Source organism: Aeromicrobium sp. CFBP 8757, from assembly GCF_014841755.1.
GTDB lineage: Bacteria > Actinomycetota > Actinomycetes > Propionibacteriales > Nocardioidaceae > Aeromicrobium.
In genome coordinates this window covers 420,282-432,301 of record NZ_JACYUM010000003.1, presented here as the reverse complement: position 1 = coordinate 432,301, position 12,020 = coordinate 420,282, and the positions used below count along the sequence as shown (strand labels likewise).

The following is a 12,020-nucleotide window of genomic DNA, read 5'->3' as shown; positions in this document are numbered from 1 at the left end:
ATCGGCGGGGGCCCGAGGACTAGACTGAAGGTATGTCCGAGACCACCGCGTCCGTCCTGAAGCGCCCCCACGTCGTCGTCGTGGGAGGTGGGTTCGGTGGCATCGCCGCCGTCCGCAAGCTCAAGCGCGCCGACGTCGACGTGACCCTCATCGACCGTCACAACTACAACACCTTCAACCCGCTGCTCTACCAGGTCGCGACCGCCAGCCTGAACCCCGGCGACATCACCTGGTTCCTGCGCGCGATCCGCGCCAAGCAGAGCAACGTGCGCTTCCTGAAGGGCACCGTGACCTCGATGGACCACGCCAGCAAGACGCTGCACCTCGACGGCGGGCTCGACGTCAAGTACGACAGCCTCGTGATCGCGGTGGGCGTGACGGCGAACTTCTTCGGCATCCCCGGCGCGGCGGAGCACTCCATGCCGCTCTACCGCCGCTCGCAGGCCCTCGCCGTGCGCGACCGGATGTTCGCCAACCTCGAGGACGCCGCGATCAACGGCCAGGACCGCGACCTGCGCATCATCGTCGTGGGTGGTGGCGCGACGGGTGTCGAGACGGCCGGCGCCTTCGCCGAGCTGCGCAACAACGACATGCCGACGACGTACCCCGAGCTCGACACCAAGCGCGTCCACATCACGCTCGTCGAGATGCTGCCGCACGTGCTCGGGCCGTTCCACCCGTCGCTGCGCGACTACGCCAAGAAGTCGCTCGAGAAGCGCGACGTCGAGCTGCGCCTCGAGACCGCCGTGAAGGAGGTCCGCCCCGACGGCGTGCTCGTCGAGCACGACGGCGAGCAGGAGTTCCTGCCGTCGTCGATGGTCGTGTGGGCCTCGGGCGTCACGGCGCACGACACCGTCAAGGAGTGGGCCGTCCCGCAGGGTCGCGGCGGCCGCATCGAGACCGACGAGCACCTGCGCGTCAAGGGCGTCGAGGACGTCTACGCGATCGGTGACGTCTCGGTCAGCCCCGAGGAGCCGCTGCCGCAGCTGGCGCAGCCGGCGATCCAGGGTGGCAAGCACGTGGCCAAGGTCATCGCCGCCGAGCTCAAGGGCAAGACGCTGCCCAAGCCGTTCAAGTACAAGGACAAGGGCACGATGGCCACGATCGGCCGCAACTCGGCGATCGCGGAGATCAAGTTCCTGCCGCGGCTCAAGGGCTTCCCGGCCTGGATCATCTGGGTCGCCCTCCACATCGCGACGCTGCTGGGCAACCGCAACCGCTTCGCGACGCTCATCAACCTGACGGCCAAGTACCTGCTCGGCGGCACGCACAACGCGATCGTGGGCGAGACGCCGCCGATCGTCGCGCTCAAGCCCGTCATGGTCGAGGCGCGCTCGCACATGAAGGCGCCGGCCAAGAAGAGCCCGGTCAAGAAGACCGCCGCCAAGAAGGCGCCCGTGGGTGCCATGTCGGCCAAGGACGCTCCCGGCCAGAAGTCGACGACCCCGCCCACCGCGCTCGACCAGTAGGCTGCGGGCCATGCCCGCCATCACCCACGACGTCGTCGACGGCGTCGGACGGATCGTCCTGGCCCGTCCCGAGCAGTCCAACTCGTTCGACCTGCCGACGGCCCGCGACATGGCGCAGGCCGTCTCGGCGGTCTCGTCCAACGACGTCCGGGCCATCGCCCTGACGGCCGAGGGCAAGCGGTTCTCGGCCGGCGGCGACGTCACGTCGTTCCTCGCGTCGGACGACCCGGCCGCGTACCTGCTCGAGCTCGCGACGGTGCTCGAGGGCGCCCTGCGCGACCTCGCCGCCCTGGCCACGCCGGTGGTCGCGGGCGTCCGCGGTGCCGTCGCCGGAGCGGGTCTGGCCGTCATGCTGAGCGCCGACGTGATCGTCGCGTCGAGGGCGACCAAGTTCGTCATGGCCTACCCCGGCATCGGCCTGACGCCCGACTGCGGCGTCTCGTACCTGCTGCCGCGCGCGGTCGGGCAGCAGCGGGCCCTCGATCTCGCCCTGACCGGACGGGTGCTGAGCGCCGACGAGGCGCTCGACTGGGGGCTCGTGACGACCGTCGTCGACGACGACGCGGTCGAGGCGCGCGTCGACGAGATCGCCACGGGGTGGGCCGCGTCGGCGCCGCATGCACTGGGCCAGGCGCGCCGTCTGATCCGCAGCTCCTGGGACACGCCGGGTCCGCAGCAGGGGGCCGACGAGTCGGCCACGATCGCCGCCGCCGTCACGGGCGACGAGGCCCGCCGTCTGGTCGAGGCGTTCACCCGCCGCTGAGCGCCCACACCTCATCGCTAAGGTTAGGCAAACCTTAGCGAAAGGATGCTCGAACGTGACGACGAATCGTTGGCGCACCACCCTGACCACCGCGGTCGCCGTGATCGCCATGACCGCGCTCGCCGCCTGCGGTGGAGGCGCCGGAGACGACACGGCAGCGGCCGACCCCGACGGCCGGTTCCCCGTCACGGTCGAGCACGAGTTCGGAGAGACGACGGTCGCGGCCGAGCCGAAGCGCATCGTCGTGGCCGGCCTCACCGAGCAGGACACCGTCCTGCAGCTCGGCTTCACGCCGGTCGCCACGACCGAGTGGTACGGCCAGCAGCCCGACGCCGTCTGGCCGTGGGCGCACGACCTGCTCGGCTCCGCGAAGCCCACGGTCCTGAACAACGCCGACGGCCCCCAGTACGAGCAGATCGCCGCGCTCAGGCCCGACCTGATCATCGCGGTCAACGCGGGCCTCGACCAGAAGATGTACCAACAGCTGGCGAAGATCGCCCCCACCGTCGCCCAGCCCAAGGGCGGCACCCAGTACTTCTCGCCGTGGGACGAGCAGGCCGTCCAGACGGCCAAGGCCCTCGGCAGGGAGGCCGAGGGTCGGCAGATCGTCGAGGACACCAAGGCGGCCTACGCGAAGGTCGCCGCCGAGCACCCCGAGTTCGCGGGCAAGACTGCCACGTTCGCACAGGGGCTGGCCTACGACGGTCTGCTGTACGCCTACCAGGAGGGTCTGAGCACCGAGTTCCTGACCTATCTCGGGTTCGCGATCACGCCGGGTCTGGAGAAGTACAGCAAGGGGCCGGGCATCCAGGCGGCGATCCCCGAGGAGAAGCTCGACGTCATCGACGCCGACGTCATCGTCTTCGCGACCGAGGAGGACAAGAACCTCGACAACCTCAGGGCGATGCCGACGTTCGACACCCTGAAGGCGGTGCAGCAGAACCGAGCGGTCTACACCGACGGGACCCTCGCGGGCGCGCTGTACTTCATCACGCCGCTCAGCCTGATGTACGCGCTCGACAGGATCACCCCGCGCCTCGAGGCGGCCGTCAAGGGCGAGTCGCCCCAGGAGGTCGGCGGCTAGGTGTCAGCGCAGGGCCTGCTCCAGCTCGCTGCGGGCGGTCAGCATCGAGGGGCCGTACCAGGTGAGGGCGCGACCCGACACGAGTCGCGTCGGCGACGTGAACGCCTCGGGCCCGTCGTCGTCGGTGAAGACGTAGGGCTCGTCGGGCAGCAGCACGAGATCGGCGGCCGCGTCGATCTCGGCCGCCTCCGCGTGCGGGTAGCGGTCGGGGGAGTCGTCGAAGGCGTTGACGAGCCCGAGCCGCGCGATCACGTCGCCGGTGAACGTGCGCGAGCCGACGACCATCCACGGATCGCGCCAGATCGGGATCGCGACCCGGCGCCCGTCGTCCGCCGCAGGTTCGGCCCACGCCCGCTCGGCGTCGTCGAGCCACGTCGGCACGTCCCAGCCGAGCCCCTCGACGAACATCCGCCGCATCGACGAGAACGCCTGGTCGACCGTCTCGATCACCGTGACCCAGACCGTGACGCCCGCGGCCCGCAGGCGCGTGACGTCGAGCTCGCGGGTCTCCTCGCGGTTGGCGATGACGACGTCGGGGGCCAGGGCGGCGATCGCGGACCGGTCGGGGTTCTTGGTGCCGCGGACGCGCGCCACGTCGAGATCGGCGGGGTGCGTGCACCAGTCGGTCGCCCCCACGAGGGCGTCCGGACGGGTCGCGGCGATCGCCTCCGTCAGCGACGGCACCAGCGACACGATCCGGCGGGCCGGACGGGCGAGGTCGACGGGGTGGCCGAGGTCGTCGTTCACCGGCGGCGCACGCCCATCGCACCGCACACCGGGGCGGGCCACGAGACGTCGTCCGCCTCGAGCGCTGCGTCGATCAGGGCGGCGACCTCGTCGGGGAAGTCGACGGGCCGGCGGGACGTCATGTCCATGTGGACGATCGTCGTCTCCATCGTGCACGCCAGACGCCGGTGGGTCTCGTCGACGATCAGGCACACCGCGTGCAGGACCTTGCCCGAGCGTCCGACGAGACGCACCCGCACCGAGACGTCATGCCCCTCGAGCACCTCGGAGTGGTACGTCAGGTGGTGCTCGGCGGTGAACGTCGACAGCCCCCGCTGCGCGATGTAGTCGTCGGGCATGCCGAGCTCGCGCTGGCAGCGCAGCCACAGGGCCGTGCCGCCGAGCTCGAGGTAGCGGCCGATGTTCATGTGCCCGTTCTCGTCGATGAACTCGGGGGGCACGACCCGCTCGAGGTGGCGCGGCAGCTCGTCGACCTGCTCGTAGGTGGGCACGGTCACGACGCCGCCCTGGCGAGCTCGGCGCCCATGTGCTCCATCAGCACCTGCAGTCCCTTGACGGGACGCACCATGACGGTGAACTCGGTGATGCGCTGGTCGTCGTCCCACTCGATCATGTCGACGCCGTGCACCTCGGTGCCGGCGATCGTCGTGGTGAACTCGAGCACCGCGGACGACGGGCGCCGCCACTCGCGGTGGTACGTCAGCCCGGGGCCCAGCACGACGAGGGCAGCCGCGAGATAGGCCCTGGTGCGCTGCGGGCCCTCCTGCGGCGTGTGGACCGCGGGCGACCGGAACACGACCGACTCGGCGAGCAGGTCGTCGATCAGGTCGGGGTCCTGGGCACGCACGATCTCGTGCCATCGGGCGATGGGGTCGTTCTCGGGCATCGAGCACCTCTCAGGTCGGCGACCCTTGCGACCCTATCGCCGGTGTCGGCGGCTCAGGCGCGGCGATCCCCGTCGGCGTCGGGCTGGACGTCGGGGTCGATGCGGTCGGCCTCGAGGAGTCGGTCGTCCACCGCGTCGCGGGTGCGGTCGGCGTCCTCACGGTGCTCGGCGGCCTTGCGCTCGAGCTCGTCGGCGGCCAGGCGGGCCTCCTCGGCGTCGGCCGCGGCAGCGAGCGACTCGGCCTCACGGCGCTTGATGTCGACGCTGGTCAGCCGGGCGTCCTCGCGCAGCAGTGCCGCCTTCTCGCGCTGGTGCTCGTCGTGCTCGATGCGCGCCCGCTCCTTCTTGCGTCGAGCGGTCCGCGACATCGCGACGGCGGCCGCGATCACCGCGACCACGACGAGGGCGATCAGGACCCAAACCCACCACTGGATGTCAGACATGGGCCTCACGTACCCGGTTCGGCCGGACCGAAGCGCGCCTCGGCGCGCTCGTCGAGACCGATGGCGACGCGCCGACCCATGTCGGCCGACATCGCAGGTAGCGCGTCGCGCGGGAACCACCGGGCGTCGGTGTTCTCGCCGTCGGCGGGGAACGGGGTGCCGGAGACCCACCGCAGGCGGAAGACGGTGTCGACGTACTGCGTCCGGTCACCGTTGTCGTAGGTGTACATGTCGGTCACGTGGACCCACGCGAGGTGCTCGACCACGGCGTGGACGTCGGCCTCCTCGAGCACCTCGCGCACCGCCGCGTCCGAGGGCTCCTCGCCGGGGTCGACGATGCCGCACACCGGCGACCACTCGCCGGTGTCGAGGCGCTTGACGAGCAGCACCTCGGTGCCGTGCTCGCCGTCGTCGCGCATCACGACGGCGGTGACGCCCGGGAGCCACAGGGGTGTCGTGCCGATCTTCTCGCGCAGGGCGAGGATGAACTCGGGAGTCGCCATGCGTCCACGCTAGTGCGGTCCGGGCGCGTTCACCCGAAGGACACCTCGCGTTCGCGCAGCCCTCCTACCGTCGAGCCGACACCGGGCCGACCGGTCCGGGTCAGCCGTCGAGGGGACCTTCCACATGAGCATCGCACCCGACCGCCCACTGCTGCCCGTCATCGGAACCGGCGCCTCGTCGCCGTGCTCGTCGGGACGCGCCGCCCTGACGTGCCGCTACCGGTGCGGCGACGCCTGCGCCCACGAGGCGCCCAACGCGTCGTCGAACGAGACGTTCGCGGACGTCATGGAGTCGGCCCTCTCGCGCCGCAGCGTGCTGCGGGCCGGTGCCGTCGTCGGCGCCGTGGCGGTCGCCGGCGCGGGTCTGGCCGGCAGCCCGGCGGCCGCCGTCGGGCCGAAGGGAGGTCCGTCCGGTCCCGGTGGTCCGGCCGGCCACCACGGCGCGCGGACGCCCAAGGGGCTGCGGTTCACCCCGGTCGCGCCCAACGTGCAGGACGCCGTCGTGACGCCCCCGGGGTACGACCAGCAGGTCGTCATCAGCTGGGGCGACCCGCTGTTCAGGCGCACGCCCGCGTTCGACCTGAACCAGCAGTCCGCCGAGCGGCAGAAGCGCCAGTTCGGTTTCAACAACGACTTCGTCGGTGTGCTGCCGCTGGCGGGCCGCACGCGACTCATGGTCGTCAACCACGAGTACACGAGCGAGACGCTCATGTTCCCGGGGTACGACCCCGCGAACCCGACGCGCGAGCAGGTCGAGACGGCCTGGGCGGCGCACGGCCTGAGCGTCGTCGCGGTGAGGGAGGACCGGCGCACCGGGGCGCTCGAGCCCGTCGTCGGTCACCGGCTCAACCGGCGGTTCCACACCACGAGCGAGTTCGAGCTGACGGGTCCCGTCGCGGGGCACCCGCTCGTCCGCACCACGGCCGACCCCGCCGGCCGGACGGCGCTCGGCACCCTGAACAACTGCTCCGGCGGGCTGACGCCGTGGGGCACGTGGCTGACCGCCGAGGAGAACATCAACCAGTACTTCGCCAACGCCGCGACGGTCGCCGATCCCGTGACGGCCAAGCGGCTCGCGCGCTACGGCATCGCGGGCACCGCGACCGAGCGCAAGTGGGAGCGCTTCGACGACCGCTTCGACATCGCCAAGGAGCCCAACGAGGCCAACCGGTTCGGCTGGGTCGTCGAGATCGACCCCTACGACCCCACGTCGACGCCGCGCAAGCGCACCGCTCTGGGCCGGTTCAAGCACGAGGCGGCGCAGCCGCGCATCACCGACGACGGGCACGTCGCGGTCTACATGGGCGACGACGAGCGCTTCGACTACTTCTACAAGTTCGTCTCGGCCAAGACGGTCCGCAAGGGCTCGTCGGCGTCGGCCCGCCGCCACAACGCCGACCTGCTCGACGATGGCACGCTGTACGTCGCGAGGTTCACGGGCGACTCGCCGGCCATCGAGATCGACGGCACCGGCCGGCTCCCCGCCGACGGTCAGTTCGACGGGTCGGGGGAGTGGATCCCGCTGGTCAGCGGCCGACGCTCGTTCGTCCCCGGCATGACCGCCGAGGAGGTGCTGCTGTTCACGCGGCTGGCCGCCGACATCGTCGGGGCGACCAAGATGGACCGTCCCGAGGACGTCGAGCCGAGCCCGCGCACGGGTGCGGTCTACATCGCGCTGACCAACAACTCCAACCGCGGTGCCGCCGGCGCGGCGGGCCCCGACGAGGCCAACCCGCGCAAGGCCAACAAGAACGGCCACGTCATCGAGCTCGTCGAACGGCGCGGTGACGCGGGTGCCACCCGCTTCGCGTGGAACATCCTGCTGCTGTGCGGCGACCCGGCCGACCCGAGCACGTACTTCGGCGGCTACGCGGCGAAGGACGTCTCGCCCATCTCGTGCCCCGACAACCTCGCGTTCGACCGCTACGGCAACCTCTGGATCTCGACCGACGGCAACGCGCTGGGCTCCCACGACGGCCTGTTCGGCGTCGCGGTGGAGGGCCCCGAGCGGGGCGCGACCCGTCAGTTCCTCACGGTGCCGACCGGCGCCGAGACCTGCGGCCCGGTCATCGAGCGCGATCGCGTGCTGGTGGCCGTGCAGCACCCCGGCGAGAAGGACGGCGCCACCGCGACGGCACCCGCGTCGACGTGGCCCGACGGGGCCGGCCGGGTGCCGCGTCCGTCGGTCGTCGCGGTGTGGCAGCGCAGCGGCCGCAGCATCGGGATGTGACGCCGCGCGGGCGGTACCGGCTCAGACGTTGCGCCGGTACTGCCCGCCGACCTCGAAGAACGCCTCGGTGACCTGCTGCAGCGAGCAGACGCGCGCGGCGTCCATCAGCACCGCGAACACGTTCTCGTCGTGGATCGCGGCGAGGCGCAGGCGCTCGAGGGCCTCGGCGGCCTCGCGCGTGTGCGACTCCTGCCACGAGCGGACGCGCGAGAGCTGCGACTCCTTCTCCGCCTCGGTCGCCCGGGCCAGCTCGACGGTCGGCGGCTCCTCGCCCTCGACGTGCGGCTTGCGGAACGTGTTGACGCCGATGATCGGCAGCGAGCCGTCGTGCTTGCGGTGCTCGTAGAGCATCGACTCGTCCTGGATGCGTCCGCGCTGGTAGCCCGTCTCCATCGCGCCCAGCACGCCGCCGCGCTCGTTGATCGCGTCGAACTCGGCCAGGACGGCCTTCTCGACCAGGTCGGTCAGCTCGTCGGTGATGAACGCGCCCTGCGTGGGGTTCTCGTTCATCGCGAGGCCCCACTCCTTGTTGATGATCATCTGGATCGCGAGGGCCCGGCGCACCGACTCCTCCGACGGGGTCGTGACGGCCTCGTCGTACGCGTTGGTGTGCAGGCTGCTGGCGTTGTCGTAGATCGCGATGAGCGCCTGCAGGGTCGTGCGGATGTCGTTGAAGTCCATCTCCTGCGCGTGCAGCGAACGCCCCGACGTCTGCACGTGGTACTTCATCTTCTGCGAGCGCTCGTTGGCGCCGTACTTCTCCTTCATCGCGACGGCCCAGATGCGGCGGGCGACGCGGCCCAGCACGGAGTACTCGGGGTCCATGCCGTTGGAGAAGAAGAACGACAGGTTGGGCGCGAAGTCGTCGATGTCCATGCCGCGGGCGAGGTACGACTCGACGTACGTGAACCCGTTCGACAGCGTGAACGCGAGCTGGCTGATGGGGTTCGCCCCGGCCTCGGCGATGTGGTAGCCCGAGATGCTGACGGAGTAGAAGTTCCGCACGCCCTCGTCGATGAAGTACTGCTGGATGTCGCCCATCATGCGCAGGCTGAACTCGGTCGAGAACAGGCACGTGTTCTGCCCCTGGTCCTCCTTGAGGATGTCGGCCTGCACCGTGCCGCGGACGTTCTTCAGCGCGTACGACCGCAGCTCGGCGTGCTCGGCGTCGGACGGCTCGCGTCCCTCGCGCTCGCGGAACGCGTCGACCTGCTGGTCGATCACGGTGTTCAGGAAGAACGCCAGCACGGTCGGCGCGGGCCCGTTGATCGTCATCGAGACCGACGTCGACGGCGCGACGAGGTCGAAGCCGTCGTACAGCGCCTTCATGTCCTCCAGGGTCGCGATCGAGACGCCGGACGTGCCGACCTTGCCGTAGACGTCGGGGCGCGGGTCGGGGTCGCGGCCGTACAGCGTCACGGAGTCGAACGCCGTCGACAGCCGGGTCGCGTCGCCGTCGCCCGACAGCAGCTTGAACCGGCGGTTGGTGCGGAACGGGTCGCCCTCGCCGGCGAACATCCGGGCGGGGTCCTCGCCGTCGCGCTTGAAGCTGAAGACGCCTGCCGTGAACGGGTAGGAGCCCGGCAGGTTCTCCTTGCGCCAGAACCGCACGAGCTCGCCGTGGTCGGTGGTGCGGGGCAGCGAGACGCGCGGGATCTTCAGGCCCGAGAGCGACTCGCGCGTCAGCTGCGTGCGGATTTCACGATCGCGCACCGTCACGACCATCTCGTCGCCGGAGTACGACTCGACGACCGACGGCCATGCCTCGATCTGGTCGCTGATCTCGGCCGGGACGGCCTTGCGCGCCTCGGTCAGCAGCTCGTCGACGCTCGCGCCGTCGAGGTCGGCGTCGGCCAGCTCGGCGGCCACCAGCCCGAGCCGCTGGGCCCGGCTCGCGGCACCGGCGAGCTTCTCGGTGTCGGCGTGGAAGCCGCGGATCGTCTCGGTGATCTCTGCCAGGTAGCGGACCCGGTCGGACGGGACGACCTGGCGGATGCCGCTGGAGTGTCGGACGTCGACGTGGGGGAGGACCCCCTCGGCGACGGGCAGCCCCTTCTCGGCCAGCGTGTCGCGCAGGTGCTGGTAGAGGGCCGTCACGCCGTCGTCGTTGAACGTCGCCGCCGACGTGCCGAAGATCGGCATGTCCTCGGGCTTCTTGCCGAACGCCTCGCGGTTGCGCACCATCTGGCGTCCGACGTCGCGCAGCGCGTCCTTGGCGCCGCGGCGCTCGAACTTGTTGATCGCGACGGTGTCGGCGAAGTCGAGCATGTCGATCTTCTCGAGCTGCGAGGCGGCGCCGAACTCCGGCGTCATGACGTACATCGAGGTGTCGACGTACGGGACGATCGCGGCGTCGCCCTGCCCGATGCCGGGGGTCTCGACGATCACGAGGTCGAAGCCGGCGGCCTTGACGACCGTGATGACGTCGGCGAGCGAGTCCGGCAGCTCGTGGGAGCCGCGGGTCGCCAGCGAGCGGAAGTAGGCCCGCTCGCCGTCGAGGGAGTTCATGCGGATGCGGTCGCCGAGCAGCGCGCCACCGCCGCGACGGCGGGTGGGGTCGACCGCGACGACGGCGATGCGCAGCTTGTCCTGCTGGTCGACCCGGAACCGCCGCACGAGCTCGTCGGTCAGCGACGACTTGCCGGAGCCGCCCGTGCCCGTGATGCCGAGGACGGGGGAGGTGTGGGCCGACGCCGCGGCGCGGAGGCGCTCGAGCTGACCGTCGGTCAGCGCGCCCTGCTCGGCGAACGTGACGGCCCGCGCGATCGCGGACCGGTCGCCGGCGACGACCGCGTCGACGTCGAGCTCGCCGAGCGCCGTCAGGTCGACGTCGCAGTCGGCGACGACCGAGTTGATCATGCCGACGAGGCCGAGGCGCTGGCCGTCCTCCGGCGAGAAGATCGTGACGCCGCTCGTGCGCAGGCGGGCGATCTCCTCGGGCACGATGACGCCGCCCCCGCCGCCGACGACCTGGATGTGGCCGGCGCCCTGCTCGCGCAGCGACTCCACGAGGTACTCGAAGTACTCGACGTGGCCGCCCTGGTACGACGACACCGCGATGCCCTGCACGTCCTCCTCGATCGCGGCGTCGACGACCTCCTTGACCGAGCGGTTGTGCCCGAGGTGGATCACCTCGGCGCCCTGCGACTGGAAGATCCGCCGCATGATGTTGATCGAGGCGTCGTGCCCGTCGAACAGGGCGGACGCCGTCACGAGGCGCACGGGGTTCGTGGGGACGTGAAGGTCGTGGGTGGTCATGGCACCTCTGTCGTCGCGGTCCGGCGGGAGAACTATTGCTAGGAGCTAAAATAGTCGCATGTCCAACTAAATACCAGACCTCGTCGCCCAGCCCCTACGATGAAGCCATGTCCGACGCGCACAGGCTCGAGTTCGACCCGATCGAGCGGGCGGGGGAGATCTGGTCCCGCCACATCGGCGACCCGACGTCGATGCGGCTCGCGACGTCGATCATGCGCGTCCAGCAGCTCATCAGCGCGGAGCTCGACGCCGTCCTCAAGCCGCTCGGGATCACGTTCGCCCGCTACGAGGTGCTCGTGCTGCTGTCGTTCAGCGCGACGGGTCGGCTCCCGCTCAGCAAGATCGGCGAGCGGCTCATGGTGCACCCGACGTCGGTGACCAACGCGATGGACCGGCTCGAGTCGCAGGGGCTCGTGCGCCGCGTCGCCGACGAGAAGGACCGTCGCCGCACGTTCGCCGAGCTGACCGACGAGGGGCAGCGGGTGCTGGGGCTCGCGACCGCCGCGATCACCGAGATCGACTTCGCGGTGCCGGGCCTGAGCCCCGAGCAGCAGGACCAGACGTACGAGCTGCTGCGGCACCTCCGCTCGTCCGCCGGCGACTTCGCCTGAACCGGCAGAAGGCCCCCACCCCGAGG

Annotated in this window: 11 protein-coding genes; 5 read left to right on the top strand and 6 right to left on the bottom strand. The window is 70.9% G+C overall.

What is annotated here, in order from left to right; genetic code table 11:
* The first annotated feature begins 32 nt into the window (after positions 1-32).
* From IFT73_RS11725 to IFT73_RS11715, 3 genes are read left to right on the top strand one after another with little or no spacing between them, the layout of a single operon-like run.
* Positions 33-1,469, top strand: a complete 1,437-nt coding sequence (locus tag IFT73_RS11725; RefSeq protein ID WP_192167762.1) for an NAD(P)/FAD-dependent oxidoreductase — start codon at positions 33-35, stop codon at positions 1,467-1,469.
* A gap of 10 nt (positions 1,470-1,479) precedes the next feature.
* Positions 1,480-2,232: an enoyl-CoA hydratase/isomerase family protein gene (locus tag IFT73_RS11720; RefSeq protein WP_192167761.1), complete on the top strand. Its 753-nt coding sequence runs from the start codon at positions 1,480-1,482 to the stop codon at positions 2,230-2,232.
* Positions 2,233-2,287: 55 nt separating this feature from the next.
* Positions 2,288-3,316, top strand: a complete 1,029-nt coding sequence (locus IFT73_RS11715; RefSeq protein WP_192167760.1) for an iron-siderophore ABC transporter substrate-binding protein — start codon at positions 2,288-2,290, stop codon at positions 3,314-3,316.
* Positions 3,317-3,319: 3 nt separating this feature from the next.
* Here the strand turns inward: IFT73_RS11715 and IFT73_RS11710 are convergent, their stop codons facing one another.
* Genes IFT73_RS11710 through IFT73_RS11690 form a run of 5 tightly spaced genes read right to left on the bottom strand, consistent with a single transcriptional unit; the run spans position 3,320 to position 5,895 of the window.
* The gene (locus tag IFT73_RS11710) at positions 3,320-4,063 is read right to left on the bottom strand and encodes a helical backbone metal receptor (protein ID WP_192167759.1); all 744 of its coding nucleotides are present in this window, start codon (positions 4,061-4,063) and stop codon (positions 3,320-3,322) included.
* Positions 4,060-4,560, bottom strand: a complete 501-nt coding sequence (locus IFT73_RS11705; protein WP_197984016.1) for a thioesterase family protein — start codon at positions 4,558-4,560, stop codon at positions 4,060-4,062. Before IFT73_RS11705 ends, IFT73_RS11710 begins: the two co-directional genes overlap by 4 nt.
* Positions 4,557-4,949, bottom strand: a complete 393-nt coding sequence (locus tag IFT73_RS11700) for a nuclear transport factor 2 family protein (protein ID WP_192167758.1) — start codon at positions 4,947-4,949, stop codon at positions 4,557-4,559. Before IFT73_RS11700 ends, IFT73_RS11705 begins: the two co-directional genes overlap by 4 nt.
* A gap of 53 nt (positions 4,950-5,002) precedes the next feature.
* Positions 5,003-5,392 (bottom strand): hypothetical protein, encoded by a 390-nt coding sequence (locus tag IFT73_RS11695; RefSeq protein WP_192167757.1) that lies wholly within the window; start codon positions 5,390-5,392, stop codon positions 5,003-5,005.
* A gap of 5 nt (positions 5,393-5,397) precedes the next feature.
* Positions 5,398-5,895 (bottom strand): NUDIX domain-containing protein, encoded by a 498-nt coding sequence (locus IFT73_RS11690; protein WP_192167756.1) that lies wholly within the window; start codon positions 5,893-5,895, stop codon positions 5,398-5,400.
* A gap of 124 nt (positions 5,896-6,019) precedes the next feature.
* Between IFT73_RS11690 and IFT73_RS11685 the strand changes: the two genes are divergently transcribed.
* A complete protein-coding gene (locus IFT73_RS11685) occupies positions 6,020-8,125 on the top strand; it encodes a PhoX family phosphatase (protein WP_192167755.1) in 2,106 nt (701 codons plus the stop codon).
* Between the two features lie 21 nt (positions 8,126-8,146).
* Here the strand turns inward: IFT73_RS11685 and icmF are convergent, their stop codons facing one another.
* Positions 8,147-11,383: a fused isobutyryl-CoA mutase/GTPase IcmF gene (icmF, locus tag IFT73_RS11680; RefSeq protein WP_192167754.1), complete on the bottom strand. Its 3,237-nt coding sequence runs from the start codon at positions 11,381-11,383 to the stop codon at positions 8,147-8,149.
* Positions 11,384-11,490: 107 nt separating this feature from the next.
* On the opposite strand from icmF, the gene IFT73_RS11675 reads away from it, so the two are divergent.
* Entirely contained in the window at positions 11,491-11,994 is a 504-nt protein-coding gene (locus IFT73_RS11675) for a MarR family winged helix-turn-helix transcriptional regulator (protein WP_056605435.1), read from the top strand.
* Positions 11,995-12,020: the final 26 nt, after the last annotated feature.

Excerpts from the sequence above, each read along its gene's own strand:
- IFT73_RS11725 (WP_192167762.1), top strand. The coding sequence starts at position 33 with ATGTCCGAGACCACCGCGTCCGTCCTGAAGCGCCCCCACGTCGTCGTC.
- IFT73_RS11720 (WP_192167761.1), top strand. The coding sequence starts at position 1,480 with ATGCCCGCCATCACCCACGACGTCGTCGACGGCGTCGGACGGATCGTC.
- IFT73_RS11700 (WP_192167758.1), bottom strand. The coding sequence starts at position 4,949 with ATGCCCGAGAACGACCCCATCGCCCGATGGCACGAGATCGTGCGTGCC.
- IFT73_RS11695 (WP_192167757.1), bottom strand. The coding sequence starts at position 5,392 with ATGTCTGACATCCAGTGGTGGGTTTGGGTCCTGATCGCCCTCGTCGTG.
- IFT73_RS11690 (WP_192167756.1), bottom strand. The coding sequence starts at position 5,895 with ATGGCGACTCCCGAGTTCATCCTCGCCCTGCGCGAGAAGATCGGCACG.
- IFT73_RS11685 (WP_192167755.1), top strand. The coding sequence starts at position 6,020 with ATGAGCATCGCACCCGACCGCCCACTGCTGCCCGTCATCGGAACCGGC.
- icmF (WP_192167754.1), bottom strand. The coding sequence starts at position 11,383 with ATGACCACCCACGACCTTCACGTCCCCACGAACCCCGTGCGCCTCGTG.
- IFT73_RS11675 (WP_056605435.1), top strand. The coding sequence starts at position 11,491 with ATGTCCGACGCGCACAGGCTCGAGTTCGACCCGATCGAGCGGGCGGGG.